18 protein-coding genes and 1 pseudogene are annotated in these 16,723 nt (G+C 62.4%); 2 read left to right on the forward strand and 17 right to left on the reverse strand.

What is annotated here, in order from left to right:
• Nucleotides 1–7: 7 nt before the first annotated feature.
• Genes G7077_RS11630 through G7077_RS11665 form a run of 9 tightly spaced genes read right to left on the reverse strand, consistent with a single transcriptional unit; the run spans nt 8 to nt 7,429 of the window.
• On the reverse strand, nt 8–1,546 hold the full coding sequence (locus tag G7077_RS11630) for a hypothetical protein (protein WP_166411847.1): 1,539 nt from the start codon (nt 1,544–1,546) through the stop codon (nt 8–10).
• Entirely contained in the window at nt 1,543–2,544 is a 1,002-nt protein-coding gene (locus G7077_RS11635; RefSeq protein ID WP_166411848.1) for a glycosyltransferase family 2 protein, read from the reverse strand. Before G7077_RS11635 ends, G7077_RS11630 begins: the two co-directional genes overlap by 4 nt.
• Nucleotides 2,541–2,933, reverse strand: a complete 393-nt coding sequence (locus tag G7077_RS11640; protein WP_166411849.1) for a GtrA family protein — start codon at nt 2,931–2,933, stop codon at nt 2,541–2,543. The genes G7077_RS11635 and G7077_RS11640 overlap by 4 nt, the downstream gene beginning before the upstream one ends.
• A complete protein-coding gene (locus G7077_RS11645) occupies nt 2,930–3,844 on the reverse strand; it encodes an NAD-dependent epimerase/dehydratase family protein (protein WP_166411850.1) in 915 nt (304 codons plus the stop codon). Before G7077_RS11645 ends, G7077_RS11640 begins: the two co-directional genes overlap by 4 nt.
• The gene (rfbG, locus tag G7077_RS11650) at nt 3,844–4,917 is read right to left on the reverse strand and encodes a CDP-glucose 4,6-dehydratase (RefSeq protein WP_206367634.1); all 1,074 of its coding nucleotides are present in this window, start codon (nt 4,915–4,917) and stop codon (nt 3,844–3,846) included. The genes G7077_RS11645 and rfbG overlap by 1 nt, the downstream gene beginning before the upstream one ends.
• Nucleotides 4,914–5,693: a glucose-1-phosphate cytidylyltransferase gene (rfbF, locus tag G7077_RS11655; protein WP_166411851.1), complete on the reverse strand. Its 780-nt coding sequence runs from the start codon at nt 5,691–5,693 to the stop codon at nt 4,914–4,916. The genes rfbG and rfbF overlap by 4 nt, the downstream gene beginning before the upstream one ends.
• A gap of 35 nt (nt 5,694–5,728) precedes the next feature.
• Nucleotides 5,729–6,250 (reverse strand): transketolase family protein, encoded by a 522-nt coding sequence (locus tag G7077_RS14340; protein WP_206367635.1) that lies wholly within the window; start codon nt 6,248–6,250, stop codon nt 5,729–5,731.
• On the reverse strand, nt 6,232–6,591 hold the full coding sequence (locus tag G7077_RS14345; protein WP_206367636.1) for a transketolase family protein: 360 nt from the start codon (nt 6,589–6,591) through the stop codon (nt 6,232–6,234). Before G7077_RS14345 ends, G7077_RS14340 begins: the two co-directional genes overlap by 19 nt.
• Nucleotides 6,584–7,429 carry a transketolase gene (locus tag G7077_RS11665; RefSeq protein WP_166411852.1) on the reverse strand — a complete coding sequence of 282 codons (846 nt, stop codon included), beginning with the start codon at nt 7,427–7,429 and terminating at the stop codon, nt 6,584–6,586. The genes G7077_RS14345 and G7077_RS11665 overlap by 8 nt, the downstream gene beginning before the upstream one ends.
• A gap of 63 nt (nt 7,430–7,492) precedes the next feature.
• Between G7077_RS11665 and G7077_RS11670 the strand changes: the two genes are divergently transcribed.
• Nucleotides 7,493–8,413, forward strand: coding sequence for a class I SAM-dependent methyltransferase (locus G7077_RS11670; protein WP_246167176.1), 921 nt, complete (start codon nt 7,493–7,495; stop codon nt 8,411–8,413).
• A gap of 13 nt (nt 8,414–8,426) precedes the next feature.
• Here the strand turns inward: G7077_RS11670 and G7077_RS11675 are convergent.
• The 7 genes and pseudogenes from G7077_RS11675 to G7077_RS11705 all read right to left on the reverse strand — a co-directional run bounded on the left by G7077_RS11675 (nt 8,427) and on the right by G7077_RS11705 (nt 13,955).
• Nucleotides 8,427–8,686 (reverse strand): annotated as a pseudogene (locus tag G7077_RS11675) (ATP synthase F1 subunit epsilon).
• On the reverse strand, nt 8,686–8,871 hold the full coding sequence (locus tag G7077_RS11680; protein WP_166411853.1) for an eL24 family ribosomal protein: 186 nt from the start codon (nt 8,869–8,871) through the stop codon (nt 8,686–8,688). The pseudogene G7077_RS11675 and the gene G7077_RS11680 overlap by 1 nt, the downstream one beginning before the upstream one ends.
• A 6-nt stretch (nt 8,872–8,877) precedes the next feature.
• Nucleotides 8,878–10,350: a F0F1 ATP synthase subunit beta gene (gene atpD, locus G7077_RS11685; protein WP_166411854.1), complete on the reverse strand. Its 1,473-nt coding sequence runs from the start codon at nt 10,348–10,350 to the stop codon at nt 8,878–8,880.
• 27 nt (nt 10,351–10,377) lie between these two features.
• Nucleotides 10,378–11,259, reverse strand: a complete 882-nt coding sequence (locus tag G7077_RS11690) for a F0F1 ATP synthase subunit gamma (protein ID WP_166411855.1) — start codon at nt 11,257–11,259, stop codon at nt 10,378–10,380.
• Between the two features lie 16 nt (nt 11,260–11,275).
• Nucleotides 11,276–12,805, reverse strand: coding sequence for a F0F1 ATP synthase subunit alpha (atpA, locus tag G7077_RS11695; protein WP_166411856.1), 1,530 nt, complete (start codon nt 12,803–12,805; stop codon nt 11,276–11,278).
• Between the two features lie 4 nt (nt 12,806–12,809).
• Nucleotides 12,810–13,364 (reverse strand): F0F1 ATP synthase subunit delta, encoded by a 555-nt coding sequence (locus G7077_RS11700; protein WP_166411857.1) that lies wholly within the window; start codon nt 13,362–13,364, stop codon nt 12,810–12,812.
• Nucleotides 13,365–13,493: 129 nt separating this feature from the next.
• A complete protein-coding gene (locus G7077_RS11705; RefSeq protein WP_166411858.1) occupies nt 13,494–13,955 on the reverse strand; it encodes a GNAT family N-acetyltransferase in 462 nt (153 codons plus the stop codon).
• Nucleotides 13,956–14,033: 78 nt separating this feature from the next.
• On the opposite strand from G7077_RS11705, the gene G7077_RS11710 reads away from it, so the two are divergent.
• Complete coding sequence (locus G7077_RS11710; RefSeq protein ID WP_166411859.1) at nt 14,034–15,089, forward strand: bifunctional transcriptional activator/DNA repair enzyme AdaA; 1,056 nt, start codon at nt 14,034–14,036, stop codon at nt 15,087–15,089.
• A gap of 23 nt (nt 15,090–15,112) precedes the next feature.
• Here the strand turns inward: G7077_RS11710 and G7077_RS11715 are convergent, their stop codons facing one another.
• Nucleotides 15,113–16,690 carry a tetratricopeptide repeat protein gene (locus tag G7077_RS11715; RefSeq protein WP_166411860.1) on the reverse strand — a complete coding sequence of 526 codons (1,578 nt, stop codon included), beginning with the start codon at nt 16,688–16,690 and terminating at the stop codon, nt 15,113–15,115.
• Nucleotides 16,691–16,723 lie beyond the last annotated feature (33 nt).

A 16,723-nucleotide genomic window follows, 5' to 3' on the forward strand; every position in this document is an offset into this window, starting at 1 on the left:
ACGCGCCTCAGTCGTCCGAGACGGTTGCCCAGCCATTCGGCGTGGACCAGCGGCGATCCCAGCACTTCTGTGGGTCCGATCGACCAGCCATGACCTGGGTATAGCGGAGTCCCTCGGGCATTGCGGAAAGCGGCACGAGATAAGTAGAGTAGGGGACGTTGAGGTTGTCGAGTTTGTGCCAGACGCCGACCAGAGAACACAGCGGCGACGGTGATGGCGGATGGATGATCGAGCGCCGAAGCTCCAGCATCGTCGTAACCGCACCAAGCCCGACCGCAACGAGCGCGTAAGCCAAGGCAGTTCGGCGGATCGGCTTCTGCTTCAGAAGCAAACAGATCCACTGCGCAAACAAGATGGACAATATCGCCAGCGGCATGATGGATGCCCGCATTTGGAAGTCCAGACTTACCCCGATCTGCACCAAAGGCATGAGCAGCAAAAGCGCCAAAACCAATAGCAGTACCGGTCGATCGATAGCCGTCGACTTGGGTTCGCGAAGCAACGGTATGACGAAGGGCAGTACCTCCAGCACGATGCAGAGTGTCCAGACCAGCAAAGCTGCCGGAAGAAACCGCATCGCGACCGTCTGAGCATCGATCTGAAGGTAGAACAAGGCAGGCAGTGCCACGGCCGTGCAAAGGGCTGCGATGGCAACATCTTTGATGCTATAGGCTCTACCTCGCAAGCTGTGCAGCCCGGCAAAGAGCGCGAACGGAACAGCGCCCATGACAGCGAGCGGCGACCATAATGCTACCAACGGGATCGTTGCGGCGAAAAAGCCGACAGGCAGCAAGCCTTTGCGCCAAAGCAGGAAGGCAACAGCGCATGTCCACCCCGCGATGGCATGATGCGGTACCCAGGATATCAGCGTGAAAGTGGAGCTATACTGATATCCCGCATTCCAGGGTTCGATGTGGTCCCACGGCAGGTTAAGGCCAAGTGCCGAGTAAATGGCAGTCCCGACCACGTCCCAGCCACTGAACAAAACGAACACGATCGCGGCGATTATTCGCTGATGACCCCGCTCGAACAGGTGCCAGGCTAAATTGAAGATCCCCGCTAGGTGGAGCGAGCTCCACAACAGCAGCGCGATTTCGGCATGCCTACCGGACATTGCAGGCGCCAGGTAAAGCCCTATCGGAGCTCGTAGGAAGTAGGGAGTTCCACCGATGTCGTAAGCGAACGGCCATGGGTGGGTGGCCAAATCGCGAAGGACGGCGTCTCGAACTTGCCAATCCACATTGGAATAAAAGAAGCGGCCTTCGCCCCCTAAGGCACAGAGCGCCAGCGCCAGGAGGAAGGCAGCGACAACGGCACAGTATGGTATTGGCGCACCATCGGCCGGGAACCTCCCACAAAGCCAGGTCAATGCCATGACTAGCACGGCAATCAATCCGGCAAGGGCCCATAGCGGCAAGCCAAGAAAGTGCAGCAACAGGAGATTGTCGATTGCAAATAGCCCGAGGAGGCACGATGCAACGCTCAAGGGCGGCAGGCCAGCCTTCGCCGGGCTTTCCACCTCCAGCAACGAAGTCGCCTGGATCATGCCGCGTCAGCAACTCGCTTCTGAAGCTTATGGACAGGGCTCGCGAGCGCCTGCGAGTTCATGTTGAGGCGGTCTCGTTCGACAACCAAGGGCCGCTTGCGGACCTGGCTGTGGATCGAGGTTACGTACTCGCCAAGGATGCCGATGAACGTGAGCTGCATCCCTGAAAGGAAGAATAGCGCAACGATGATCGTCGTTATCCCCATCGGCGCAAATCCCGGATGCAATAGCCAGGCCCCGATCGCGAACATTGCGTAGAGGAAACACAGGCTGGCCATCATCAGACCGGCAAACGTACACAGGCGCATGGGAACGCTCGTGAAGGAGAAGATGCCGTTTAGCGCCTGATCAATCAGCCGAGGCAGGTTGTTCTTCGACAACCCGCGCTCCCTTGTTTCCCAAGTGTAGGGAACGATGACCCGCCGAAAACCGACCGAGGCGATAATGCCCCGAATGTAGGGGTAGTGGTCGTCGTGCTGGACTACCGCGCGCCAAACCGTCCGGTCGATCAGTTGAAATTCACCGACATCAACAGGAATGTCGATGTCCGATAGGCCGCGAACCAGACGATAGAAAACCGCCCGGCACGATCGAAGCGCGAGGCTTTCCTTTCGGTTTGTCCGCGCACCCGCAACAACCTCGACACCGCTCTCCCAAAGCTTCACGAATTCCGGGATCATCGCTGGCGGGTCCTGGAGGTCAACGGGCAGGAACACCAAAATGGCGTCGCCAGTGGCTGCCCGTAAAGCATTGAAATTCGACCGGAAGGGACCGAAATTTCGGGCGTTGAGAATGACTTTGGTCGAATGGTCTTCCGCGGCGATCTCTCGCAAGATTTCCACGGTGCCGTCGGTCGATGCGTTGTCCGCAAAGATATGCTCGTAGCGGTACCCGGCAAGTGGGCCGCTGGGCGCGAACAAGGCTCGCACGGCATAGCTGCACCCGCGGACATTGTCCGCTTCGTTGAAGCAGGGCGAGATGATCGAGATGGTTTTCATGGCTTCAGCTCCAGCGCGTCCGCAAAGACCCAGAAGCGCAGGGTTAGGAATGAGATGGGAGCAACTAGGGCGATGATCATCGCTTGGCCAACATAGGGACTTAGACCAGTGGCCGTCAGAACATGCAGCAGCACGATGTTTGAACAAGGCATGGTGGCGTAGAAGGCCAAAAACCGCGGCAGCCGCGACATCCCCTGTGCAACGAATACCACCTTGTAGGTATTGAAGTTGAACAGGATACCTGCGAACGTCCCGAAAACCACGGCGACTTCTTTGATTCCGGTGCCCCAAAGCAGGGACGCAAACGCCAGATAGCCGAAGCATGTGTTCAGTGCGCCGGCCATACCAAAGCGCACCAACTGCCGCAGGTTAACCGTGGTGCCGTTCATGCTGCTGCCAGCCTTGGCTCGTGCAAGCTCCGAAGGCCATCTTCCAGCGCAACCTTAGGCTGCCAGCCAGTGGCTTGCCGAAGGCGCATGTTGTCTCCTTCCAGATGCATGATCTGGTCGGGTCCGAATGGAATTTTGCCAAAGGTAAGATCGAGCCCGGGCGCATAGATGTCCCGAAGCTGCTCGATGATGTGACGTACAGCCACCGGTATTCCGGACGACAGATTGAACACGCCGGTGGCGGAATCGGAATCTGCTGCTGCTAGGACGCCGGCCGCAACATCATCGATGTGAAGATAGTCCCATTTTTGAGTGCCGGCGGTGCATTTGGGCACGATGCCTCGTAACAGCGAGGCAGCAACTGACGGGATTAGCCAGTTGGGGTTGTCGCCCGGGCCGTAAACCGAGAAGAGCCTCAGCCAGGAGAAATCGACAAGGGCCTCGCGGCAACGCTGGGAAGCAAGATGCATGGCCGCGAGCTTGGCTGCGCCGTACAGCATCGTTGGCTGCGGCAGGTCAGTTTCGACAATCCTCCGGTTGAGCCCGCCATATTCTGCTTGTGACCCGATTCCCACGAATTTGTGCGCGCCCGCTGCAATGCTGGCATCGGTGAGAGCGACTGTTGTGCGAATATTGTCGAGCTGAATGTCGCCGCTGCGGAGTGGGCCGCCGACGCCCTCCCAAGCGGAGTGGACGACAATGTCGGGGCGAGTGCGCCGAAGCAGGTCCGAAACGGCAGCGTCATCGGCGAGGTCCGCGCGTTCGATTTGGATCCGGGCCAAGTTCCGCAGGCGGCTGGCATCATTGCGAACAAGCGCAACGACGTCGTGACCGGCGGCAGCGGCGGCTTTCACGACTGCAGCACCAACGAAGCCGCCGGCGCCGGTAACAAGGAGGCGCTTCAGGGGCATCAGGCTGCTGCCGTCTGCTCGGAGGAAAGACTCTGATAGGCACCGATTTGGTCGAAGCAGAGCTTTGCAGCATCGCTCCCGCCAAGCCGCGCGTGGTACCAATTGGCGGTCCAGGCGATGGCTTGCTCGAAGTCCAGCCGCGGCTTCCAGCCGAGCTCGCACCGGGCGCGTGTTGAATCGAGTGTCAGGAGTTCGGCCTCGTGCGGGTGATTGCCGAGTTGCGGCGCAACTGTCTCATCGCTCCCCCAGCAGCGCGCGAGCTGACCCACGACGCGGGAGACGCTTGCGACATCCTCGGCCGGGGGACCGAAGTTCCAGCCTTTGGCGAAGCGCTTCGGATCGGAGGCAAGCCGCTCGGCAAGGAGGCAATAGCCGCTCACGGGCTCCAGGACATGCTGCCATGGGCGTACAGCATTCGGGTTGCGAAGCTCAATCGGCTGGCCCGCGCTGAGCGCCTTCACCGCATCGGGGATCAACCTGTCTGCGGCATAGTCGCCGCCGCCGATAACGTTGCCAGCACGCGCGGTGGCGAGCCCAATCTGTCGTTCGGCAAAGAAGCTGTCGCGGAAACTTTGCGATACCAGCTCGGCGCAGGCTTTGCTATTGGAATAAGGATCGTGGCCGCCGAGCCGGTCGTCCTCAACATAGCCGGTGCTGCGGCCATCATTCGCGTAGCATTTGTCGGTGGTGACTGAGACGATGGCGAGCAGATTGTCGAGCCCGCGAGCCGCCTGAAGGACGTTGGCGGTGCCAAGGACGTTGGTTCCGTAGGTCTCCAGCGGGTCGAGGTAGGACTGGCGCACCAGCGGCTGCGCCGCGAGGTGGAGAATAATGTCGGGCTGCGCAGCTCCGACAACCGACTTCACGGCGGCGAAATCGCGAATGTCGGCGATGTGGTGCTTGCAGCGGGCCGCTCCGTTGATCTGGCGGAACAGGGTGTCCTCTTCTGGCTTCAGCGACAAGCCGGTGACGTCGGCGCCTAAGGTTTCCAGGAGCAGCAGGAGCCAGCTCCCCTTGAACCCGGTATGTCCGGTCAGGACGACCCGGCGCCCGCGCCAGAAAGCCGAGTTCACGCCCAGATCTTCCAAGCGGCTTCGCGGCGCTCCCACATGCCTTCCAGCATCTGACGGTCGCGAAGCGTGTCCATGGGCTGCCAGAAGCCGTCATGGAAGTAGGACCGAAGCTCGCCTTCCGCGGCCAGGCGCTCGAGCGGCTCACGTTCCCATACGCATTCGTCGGAGTTGGAGAGATATCGGCTCACGGATCGGTCCAGAACGAAGAAGCCGCCGTTAATCCAGCCGCCTTCGTCCACTGGTTTTTCGGCGAACGCTTCAACCGTGTCGCCGACCAGGGCGAGCTGCCCGTACCGGCTTGCGGGGCGGACTGCGGTCACGGTTGCCTTCTTGCCGTGGCTGCGGTGAAATTCGATGGCGCCGCTGACGTCGAGGTCGCTGACACCGTCGCCGTAAGTCAGGCAGAAGTCCTTGTCGTCCTCACCCAGATATTGAAGCGCGCGGCGGAGGCGGCCGCCAGTCATCGTGTCCGAACCTGTGTCGACCAGCGAGATTTTCCAGTCTTCCGTGTCGTTGCGGTGGACGTTGGTGGTCCCGGTGCGCAGGTCGATGGTGACGTCCGACATGTGCAAGGCGTAATTGAAGAAATACTCCTTGATCATGTAGCCCTTGTAGCCAAGGCAGATGATGAACTCGCTAACCCCATGCTGGGCGTAGATCTTCATGATGTGCCACAGGATCGGCTTGCCGCCGATCTCCACCATCGGCTTGGGCCGGGTGGAGGTTTCTTCCGCAATTCGGGTCCCGAGACCGCCTGCAAGGATGATTGCTTTCATGCCCCTCACCGTGAACAAGTATCGTCAATAAAATGTTAAGCTGCGAGCCCGCCGATGCGGTTCAATGTCGCCTGGTTGGCTACCCGGTCGCAGATTTCGTGGGAAAGGGCGATCGGGCGGATAGTGGCCGCTGCCGCCGTTCCGGCAACGCTTTCGGTTAACCAAGACCCGAAGCCGCCGTCCGCTAGATGATCTTCGAGAGTCGTGACGAACGCGTGCCGGGAAATCTGCTCCGCCTGCTGAACTTTCGCCGCCATGCTCCACAGCGGCAGCGAGTAAACGGCACGGCCGTCAGCGCGGCCAATGGCGGCGCCAAGCGCCCCGCCCGTCGACAGCATGACCGAGGCTTCGTCGCCCGAGCGCACGGGAACCCAGCGGCCCGGTGACACCTCTGGCATGGTCTCATGAAACCTCGGCTCGCCGGCCTTGCCAAGGCGGAGGTAAGAGGGACCGGGATTGTCCACCAGCCAGCGGAGGCAGGCGCGTGTCTCCGACGGGTCACCGGGGGCAGCGATGGTCATGTTCGGCATCGCCCGCATCAGGGCGTAGTCCTGCACCGCATGGTGCGAATAGCCGAGCGCTCCATACGCAACGCCTCCCCCACGGCGACGACGGTCACGGCAAGCCGGTGATGATCGACATCGTTGCGGATCTGCTCGGCGCAGCGGAAGGTCGGGAAGTTGGCGATCGAATAAGTGAAGACGTGATAGCCTTCGCTCGCCATGCCCGCCGCCAGGCCGGTCATGTTCTGCTCGGCAACGCCGACGTTGAAGAAGCGATCGGGAAAGCGCTCGGCAAAGCGCTCGATGACGCTATAGCCGAGGTCGCCGACGACGAGCGCGATTTGCGGGTTGGTCTCGGCAAGCTCGGTCAGCTCGTCGATGAAGGCGTCACGCATGCTGGGCTCCCTCGATTTCGGCGATGGCGGCGGCGAGCAGCTCGGGCGTCGGGTTGAGGTAGTGCCAGGCAACCTGGCTCTCCATGAAGCTGACGCCCTTGCCCTTCGTGGTGTGACAGATCAGCATGGCGGGCTTGCCGGCGGGCCAGGAGGTGGGATCGATTGCGTCGGCGAGCGCCGCGTGATCGTGGCCGTCCACTTCCTGAACCGCCCAGCCGAACGCCTGGAACTTGGAATGCAGCGGCTCCAGCCGGAGCGTATCGTCGACCGTGCCGAGGCTCTGCAGCTTGTTATAGTCGATGATGCACAGCAAATTGTCGAGGCCGTGGTGCGCCGCGAACAAGGCCGCTTCCCAATTGCTGCCTTCGCCCCATTCGCCGTCGCTGGTCAGCACGACGGTTCGCCACGCGAGCCCACGGCTCTTCGCCGCCAGCGCCTTGCCGGTGCCGAACGGAAGGCCGTGGCCGAGCGCGCCGGTGGAAAATTCCGCCCCCGGCACCTTGTGGCTGATGTGCGCCATGAGCGGAGAGAAGTCGGTGCCGTAGGTGGTGAGCAGCTCGCGATCGATGAACCCAGTTTCGGCAAGCGCCGCATAGACCGCGACGCAGGCGTGTCCCTTGGAAAGAATGAAGCGGTCGCGCTCGGAATGCTTCGGCTCGGCCGGGTTCAGCCGCAACGAGCGACCGTAAAGGACCGCGACGATGTCCGCAATCGATAGGGCGGAGCCTATGTGCGATGCCTTGGCTCGCGTCACCATCTCCAGCGCGCGACAACGGATCCGCGCCGCAAGGTCTTCGGTGGGGAAGGAGGCTGCAGCGACGAGAGCACGATATTCCATGGCCGTTGATGTCGCGCCATATGGTTAACATTTGCTCAACCACATTGGGCTAGCAGCATGGACATGAACTACCAACCGATCACCGCCGCCCTCCGAGCCTGCCCGATCTGTGGAGCCGGGTCCGACGAGACCGAGCCGTTCCTGGCCGATACGCGCAACGAGGAATTGCTGAGCGCCTCAAGCTTCGCGTCGCGCAAGGTGCCAGAATATATGAGCCATGCAATGGTGACCTGCCGCGTCTGCGACCTCGCTTATGTCGACCGGCCACCGAGCGCGGAGGAATTGGCTGAAAGCTACCACTCCGCGGACTATGACAGTGCGCGGGAAGCGGAGGACGCCGCCGATGCTTATGCCGAGGCGATCGAACCTGTTCTCAAGAAACTAAAATCGCGCGGCTCTGCATTGGAAATCGGCACCGGAACCGCCGCGTTCCTAGAGCGGCTCAAGCACGCCGGCTTCAAGGAACTGGTCGGGATCGAGCCGTCGACAAGCGCCATCGCCGCGGCGCCCGAGCATCGCAAGGCGTGGATTCGTGAAGGCGTTTTCGAGGGCAACGACTTCCCGCCGGATAGTTTCGATCTGATCTGCTGCTTCATGACGCTGGAGCATGTGCACGACCCCGGATCATTGGTCGCCGCGGCCCACCGGCTGCTCCGCCCCGGCGGCGTGTTCGTCGGCGTGACTCACGACCGGCGCGGTGTCCTAAACAGGATGCTCGGCAAACGCTCGCCGATCGTCGATGTCGAGCATATGCAGCTCTTCTCGGCGCAAAGCTCCAGGGAGTTGCTGGAGCGCAATGGGTATTGCGACGTCGCCGCAAAGAGCTTCTGGAACCGCTATCGGCTAAGCTACTGGCTGCGGCTCGTCCCGATGGGGCGCTCAATCAAGGATCCGCTCACGGCTGCCATTCGGGTGACCCCGCTAGATGCCTTCCGAATTCCGATGAATGTAGGCAACACGATCAGCTGGGGATTCAAGCGCTGAAACCTCTGGCGACTCAGGCCGAGGCGCTCTCCGCCAGGACGGTCAGGCCGCGCTCGCTGACCTCGGCGAAGCCGCCGCTGACGGTGATCCGCTCGGGGCGGCGCCAGCGCTGCGGTAGATGGCGATGTCGCCGTCGCGGAGCGTGGTCATATAAGGCGCGTGGCCGGCCAGGATGCCCGCCTCGCCCTCGGTGCCGGGCACCACGACCATGTAGACGTCGTCGGACACGACCAGCTTTTCGGGCGTGACCAACTCGAAGTGAAGATCGGCCATCAATTGGTCCTTGTAAGTGCCTGGTCGAAGGCCGCGGTCGCGGTCTCGAACTTGTCCCGGCAGCCGGTGTTGCAAAAGCCGACGACCTGACCCTGGTAGAGGGTCAGAGCATCGGCGCTGACCGGCTTGCCCGACCAGGGACAGACGTCATTGACGCAGTCCTCAAGGCGGAGATTGCCGGCCATCCTCGATTAGGCGTCCTGCGCCAGCTTTTCGGCCTTGGCGACCGCTTCCTCGATGCCGCCGACCATGTAGAAGGCAGCTTCCGGGAGGTGGTCATACTCGCCGTTGACGACCGCCTTGAAGGAGCGGACCGTGTCCTCGACCTGCACGAACTTGCCGGGGATGCCGGTGAAGACTTCGGCGACGTGGAACGGCTGGGAGAGGAAGCGCTGGATCTTGCGGGCGCGGCTGACGACCAGCTTATCCTCTTCGGACAGCTCGTCCATGCCGAGGATCGCGATGATGTCCTGCAGCGACTTATACTTCTGTAGCGTCTCCTGAACCGCACGAGCAACTTCGTAATGCTCCTGGCCCACGACGGCGGGGGTCAAAACGCGGCTGACAGAGTCAAGCGGGTCGACGGCCGGGTAGATGCCCAGCTCGGAGATGGCGCGGCTCAGCGTCGTGGTGGCGTCCAAGTGGGCGAAGGAGGTCGCGGGCGCCGGATCGGTCAAGTCGTCGGCAGGCACGTAGATGGCCTGCACCGAGGTGATCGAACCCTTGTTGGTCGAGGTGATGCGCTCCTGTAGCGCCCCCATGTCGGTCGACAGGGTCGGCTGATAACCCACGGCCGACGGGATACGGCCGAGCAGCGCCGACACTTCCGAACCCGCCTGGGTGAAGCGGAAGATGTTGTCGACGAAGAACAGCACGTCCTGGCCCTCGACGTCGCGGAAATATTCGGCCTGCGTGAGACCCGACAGAGCGACGCGGGCGCGCGCTCCCGGCGGCTCGTTCATCTGGCCGAACACCAGCGCCACCTTGGAGCCTTCCGGCGTCGGGTTGCCATCGGCGTCCTTGGCGATAACGCCGGCGTCGAGGAACTCGTGATAGAGGTCATTGCCCTCGCGGGTCCGCTCACCGACGCCCGCGAACACGGACACGCCGCCGTGGCCCTTGGCGATGTTGTTGATGAGCTCCTGGATGAGCACGGTCTTACCGACGCCGGCGCCGCCGAACAGGCCGATCTTGCCGCCCTTTGCATAAGGCGCGAGCAGGTCGATGACCTTGATGCCGGTGACGAGGATGGCGGCTTCGGTCGACTGGTCGACGAAGGCCGGTGCCTCGGCGTGGATGGAGGAGAACTGGTCCGACCCGATCGGGCCGCGCTCGTCGATCGGCTCGCCGATAACGTTCATGATGCGGCCGAGGGTCTTGGGGCCGACCGGAACCTGGATCTGGGTGCCGGTGGCGCTGACCGTCTGGCCGCGGGTGAGGCCGTCGGTGGAGTCCATCGCGATCGTGCGGACGGTGCTCTCACCGAGGTGCTGCGCAACCTCGAGCACGAGGCGGCGGCCGTCGACTTCGGTCTCCAGCGCGCCGAGGATCGGCGGCAGTTCGCCTTCGAACGACACGTCGACGACGGCGCCGATGACCTGGCTGACGCGGCCGGTCAGGTTGCTCGTCCCCGGACGATTGATAGTGTCTGCGGCGGTGGCCATTGTCTGCTTCCTTGCCTTGCGTATGCGTTAGAGCGCTTCGGCGCCCGAGATGATTTCGACGAGTTCGGTGGTGATCGCGGCCTGGCGCTGGCGATTATACTGGATCGACAGGCGGTTGATCATGTCGCCGGCGTTCCGGGTCGCATTGTCCATGGCGGTCATCTGCGAGCCGTAGAAGCCGGCCTGGTTCTCCAGCAGCGCGCGGTAAACCTGGTTCGCGAGGTTGCGTGGAAGCAGGTCGGCGAGAATTTCCTCTTCGTCCGGCTCATACTCAACCGCAGCGCTCGCCGCGGGCGCGCCTGCATCGTTGGCGGCGCGGACCACCGGGATGATCTGGTCGATTGCGGGTTCCTGAACCAGCGTCGAGCGGAAGTGCGCATAGGCGAGGTGCACGACGTCAATCGCGCCCTGGTCGAACCGCGCGACGATATCGCGGGCGATCGCCTGCGCATCCACATAGCTCGGCGCCTTCATGGCTGACGTGTCATATTCGCCGACGATCTGGCCCGGGAAAAAGCGCTGCAGCACCGGACGGCCCTTGCGGCCGACGATGTAGAACTGCACCGTCTTGCCCTGCGCCTGAAGCTCGTCGGCCCGGCGGCGGACCGCACGGACGATGTTGCTGCTGAACGCACCGGCGAGGCCGCGGTCGGCGGTCGAGACGATGATCAGGTGCGTGTCGTCCTTGCCCGTGCCGGCAATCAGCTTCGGGCTTTCCGGACCGATGGTGATCTGGCCAGCCAGTGAGGAGACGACGGAAGACAGCCGCGTGGCATAGGGACGGCCGCTCTCGGCATTCTGCTGCGCACGGCGCAGCTTCGCCGCGGCGACCATCTTCATCGCCTTGGTGATCTTCTGCGTCGACTTCACCGAGCCGATGCGAAGCTTCAATGCCTTGAGGCTGGCCATCTTGGCTTAGCGTCCCTTACGCGAACTGCTTGCCGAAGGCGCCGAGCGCGTCCTTCAGCGCAGCCGCCGTGTCGTCGTCCAGCGCCTTGGTGTCGCGGATCTTCGCGAGCACTTCGGGCTTTTCCGAACGCAGATAGCTCAGCATCGCCTGCTCGTAGCGAGTGACGTCGCGAACTTCGACGGTGTCGAGGAAGCCCTGCGTACCGGCGTAGATGGACGCGACCTGCTCTTCGACCGGCATCGGCTGATACTGACCCTGCTTCAGCAGCTCGGTGAGGCGAGCGCCGCGGGCGAGCAGCTTCTGGGTCGAGGCATCGAGGTCCGAACCGAACTGGGCGAAGGCCGCCATTTCGCGATATTGCGCCAGCTCCAGCTTGATGGAGCCCGCGACCTTCTTCATCGCCTTGGTCTGCGCGGCCGAGCCGACGCGGCTCACCGACAGGCCGACGTTGATCGCCGGGCGGATACCTTGGTAGAACAGGTCGGTCTCGAGGAAGATCTGGCCGTCCGTGATCGAAATCACGTTGGTCGGGATGTAGGCCGACACGTCGCCCGCCTGCGTTTCGATGATCGGAAGTGCAGTCAGCGAGCCGTTGCCATTCTCGTCGTTCATCTTCGCGGCGCGCTCGAGCAGGCGGCTGTGGAGATAGAAGACGTCACCCGGATAAGCTTCGCGGCCCGGCGGGCGGCGGAGCAGCAGCGACATCTGGCGATAGGCCACGGCCTGCTTCGACAGGTCGTCGTACACGATCACGGCATGCATGCCGTTGTCGCGGAAATATTCGCCCATCGCGGCGCCGGTGTACGGCGCAAGGAACTGCAGCGGAGCAGGCTCGGAGGCCGTCGCCGCAACGACGATGGAATATTCCATCGCACCATTTTCTTCGAGCGCGCGGACGATCTGGGCGACGGTGGAGCGCTTCTGACCGACGGCGACATAGATGCAGTAGAGCTTCTGGCTCTCGTCATCGCCCTGATTGGAGGCCTTCTGGTTGATGAAGGTGTCGAGCGCGACGGCGGTCTTGCCGGTCTGACGGTCGCCGATGATCAGCTCGCGCTGGCCGCGGCCGACCGGCACCAGGGCGTCGAGCGCCTTGAGACCGGTCTGCACCGGCTCGTGAACTGACTTGCGCGGGATGATGCCTGGAGCCTTGGCTTCGACGCGGCTGCGCTGGTCGGAAAGGATCGGGCCCTTGCCGTCGATCGGGTTGCCGAGGGCGTCGACGACGCGGCCCAGCAAGCCCTTGCCGACTGGCACGTCGACGATGGTGCCGGTGCGCTTTACCGACGAGCCTTCGCTGATCAGTGAGTCGGAGCCGAACACCACGGCGCCGACATTGTCGGCTTCGAGGTTGAGGGCCATGCCCTTCGCGCCGCTTTCGAACTCGACCATCTCGCCGGCCTGGACATTGTCGAGGCCGTGGATGCGGGCGATGCCGTCGCCGACCGACAGCACGGTGCCGACTTCGGAGACTTCTGCGTCGGCGGCGAAGTTCGCGATCTGGTCGCGAATGACGCGGGAGATTTCAGCGGCGCGGATGTCCATTCGATTAGCCTTTCATCGCCATGGCGAGACGGTTGAGTTTGGTCTGGATGGAAGCGTCGATCATCTGGCTTCCAAGCTTGATCTTGATCCCGCCGAGGATCGCGGGATCGACCGTTGCGTCGATTGCGACCTCACGCCCGGCGCGGGTCCGGAGCTGGGCCTTCAGAGCGTCGATCTGGTCGTCCTTGAGCGGGAAGGCGGTGACGACTTCGGCCGTCGTCTCGCCGCGGTGCTCGGCGGAAAGTCGGCGGAAAGTGCGGATGATCTTCCTGAGCTCGCCCTTGCGGCCGTTGCGGGCAAGGACGCCGAGGAAGTTGGCCGTGATCGGGTCGATCGACAGCTCGGCCGTTAGTCCCCCAAGAGCTTTGCCGGCGTCCTCGCGGCTGACAACGGGGCTCGCCATCAGCTGCCCGAATTCGGGCGATTCGGTCAGCGCGCGGTCGAGCGAATCAAGGCTCCGGCCGACTGCATCGATTTGTCGTTCATCACGCGCCAGGTCGAACAAAGCGGACGCATAACGCCCTGCTAAGCTGGCCTGAATGCCGCCGGATGTCTCCACGCGCCTAAAGCTCCAGAAACGGTAAGTGGCCCCATGCGAAAAGGGGCGCTGACGCAGCCGGTTGGCCGCACGCCCCGATGGGATGCGGCGCCCGTAGCAAGGGGTCGCAAATGATGCAACCGCCTAGGGCTAAAGTTCCATGGTGTAGAAGCGGGTAAAAGCGCTCTCGGGATAATCGCCGAACCTGGGGCCGACGGTGAAGCCATCGCGCTCGTAGAGGCGGTTGGCGGCAGCAAATTCGGGCGTGCTGCCGGTTTCCAGGCTCAAGCGCCGGTAGTGCCGCTTTCGAGCCTCCTCCACGATGTTCGCAAGCATCGCCGTTCCGACGCCTCGTCCAATTGCATCCGGCGCGGTGCGCATCGACTTCACCTCGCCATGGTCGGACTCGATCTCCTTGAGGGCGCCGATACCAAGCAGCTTGCCGTTCTCGCGCAGCGACCAAAAGGTGATCGCCGGATCGCGCAATCCATCGCCGGGCAGCACGTGGCAGAACTCCGGTGGGGAGGCGGCGTTCATCGATTGGACGTGAAGCGCCAGCAACGCCTTCACATCATCGCTGTCGAGATCGCCCGCTTGAAAGGTCCAGCTCATTTCCGCCTGTTCGCGGGCCGCACGTTTGAACGCAAGACTCGGGATGCATAGGGGCGCGTGAAGGTTTAACCAGCATCAATGACCACCACCGATGATCAAGCCTGGGAAGCCTTCCAGCGCCGCGACCGAGCTTGGGACGGTCGTGTCATCGGCGCAGTGAAGACGACCCGCATCTATTGCAAGCCGAGCTGCCCGGCCAAGCGCCCGCTGCGTCAGAATGTAGAATTCTTCGCGCGCCGCGAACAAGCCCGCGCCGCGGGGTATCGCCCCTGTCTCAGGTGTCGCCCCGATGAAGTGGCGCGGGACAGTGAGGCTGTGGCCCGGGCCGTCCGCCTTATCGAAGAAGCGCCGAACGCACCAAACCTCGCCGACCTGTCCCAAGCCGTCGGCTATGCGCCCCATCATTTCCAGCGGCTGTTCACGCGAGAGTTGGGCATTTCACCGGCCGCCTATTCGCGTGCGGTCAGGGTCAAGCGCGCGGAAACTGCCCTTGAGGAGAATGAAACGGTGACGGATGCGATCTACGATGCTGGCTATGCTACGCCCAGCCGGTTCTACGACGATGCCAAGGACCGCTTGGGAATGGCGCCGTCCGCCTGGCGCGACGGGGGCCGTGGCGAGACCATCCGTTACGTCGTGGCGGAAAGCGCTCTCGGCCCTCTCCTCATCGCTGCAACGCCGAAAGGCATCTGCCGACTTACGTTCGGCGAGGATGAGAGCTCGCTTCGCCGCCGATTTCCCAATGCTACTATCCTTGAGGATGACGGCACGATCGCACCGCTGGTCGGCAAGGCCCTGTCGGCAATCAGCGCTCCGCACGCGGAGGCAGATTTGCCCTTGGACGTTCGCGGCACGGCATTTCAGGAGGCGGTCTGGGCCGAACTGCGAAAGATTCCGGCAGGCGAGACGCGAAGCTACGCGGACATTGCTGAAGCAGTGGGCAAGCCAGGCGCCGTTCGTGCCGTCGGAACGGCGAATGGAGCCAACCCCGTGGCTGTTATCGTGCCGTGTCACCGGGTGGTCCGCTCCAACGGCTCCCTTGGCGGATATGCCGGTGGCCTCGACCGCAAGCGGCTATTGTTGGAAACGGAATTTGCTCGAGATCAGAAGGACTTCACACTGAAGAGCCAATAAAATTCGGCTGGCAAGATTAGCAGCTAGGCCTTTTTCTTCTCCTTCTCCTTCTCCTTCTCCTTCTCCTTCTCCTTCACCTTGGCCGCAGCCCGTTTCTCTTCCGCTTCAAGGATCGCCAGCGCTCGTCGGCAGTCGCCGGCTCCGATCGACGTCAGCATCGCTGCTGCCGCATCGCGAAATTCGGCAGGTGCGTGAGGCTGGAATGCGATTGGGCCAAACAGCCGTCTGGCGTCGGCAGCACGATTGTCGATGAGCATCTGCCGGACCGCCATCATCCGCACACCGTCCGACTGCGGCGCAAGGTCCACGGCATAGAGCAACGCTTCCACAGCGTTTGGATTGGCAGCTTGGCCCGCCGCGCCGAAGCTCTGATAAAATAACACAAGCGGTTCGGCATTTTCCGTGTCGAGCTTGTTGGCGCGGATGAATAGGTCACGGATGCTCTTCCAATCCGCTTTTGCAGGATCTTTCTTGGCCAACTCCATGCGCGCACGGCCTTTGTAGATCAGTGCAAGCGGTAATTTCGGATGTTCGGCGAGGGCACGGTCCGCCGCGGCTTCCGCCGCCGTATAGTCGCCGGCATCGAAATGCGCTTCTGCGAGCGAGGTCAGAACAAGAGTCTCTTTCGGATAAGAGGCGGCGACTTTCACGGCGTCGGCCAGGATCTTCGGAGCTTCCTTCTCATTGACTCCGCTTCGCGACCGGATGTGGACGTTCATAATCGCCGCTTCGCCACTCGAAAGTTGCCGGACAGCAATGGAACCGGTCTTCAGCATTCCGCCGTCGATCGTCAGAGCCATCAGCGGCCGCTTGGTATGCCGCATCACGTCTGCTTCAAACTTCTTAAGGTCGCCAAATGCAGTTCGTGCCGATTCGATCGCAGGAGTGCCGGATTGAATCGAGTCCAGGTAGCGGGACAACTGACCAGCCCTACTAGGTTCAAAGGTCAAGTAGTGGGTCAGCTGCCAGGCCTGGCCGTAAAGAGCGTTGATCTGCGACCCGTTGAGCTTGCCGTAGGTTCCTCCGAGTACTTGCTCCATCGGAACGCTGGTCAGGCCGAAAATTCCCCAAGCCCGATACTTGGGAAACTTCCCGATGATGACACTGCCGTCCGGCTTGATCTCCGCGGTCGCGAAGAATTCGGCAAATCCCTCCACCGTCCACGCGGGCAATGCCGCAGAAGCGAACTGCAGCTGCAGATGATGAGCATATTCGTGGAAGAAGATCTGAATTGCGTTGAGGTCCCACTTGTCGAAACCGGCGCCCGACTCACTGGGTACGAAGGCGACCGCGCCAGATGACGACGCACGGTAAAAGCCGGCGACCATGCTGCTTCCCGCCAGCTTGCCGACATGATCCTGACTTTTCAGGGCATAGACCTTCAGCCGGCCGGCGTCGCTCAGTTCCGGGTCGGCCATTCTGCGGATGTGGCGGACCGCCTGATCGAAACGCTCCAGCTTTTCTGCAAATCTGCGGATTTCGCCTGAAGGCAGGTCGGCGTAGATGATGAAGTGTTTGGATTTGGCTTCATGCCACGCAGCACCGGCAGGCGCGGCGAAGGCCATCAACGCCGCGGCCGCGAGTAACAATCCCTTACGCAAGAACGACCCCCTCACCCGAGCGGAAGCAAGCTA

Origin of the sequence: Sphingomonas piscis (genome assembly GCF_011300455.1) — a bacterium.
GTDB lineage: Bacteria > Pseudomonadota > Alphaproteobacteria > Sphingomonadales > Sphingomonadaceae > Sphingomicrobium > Sphingomicrobium piscis.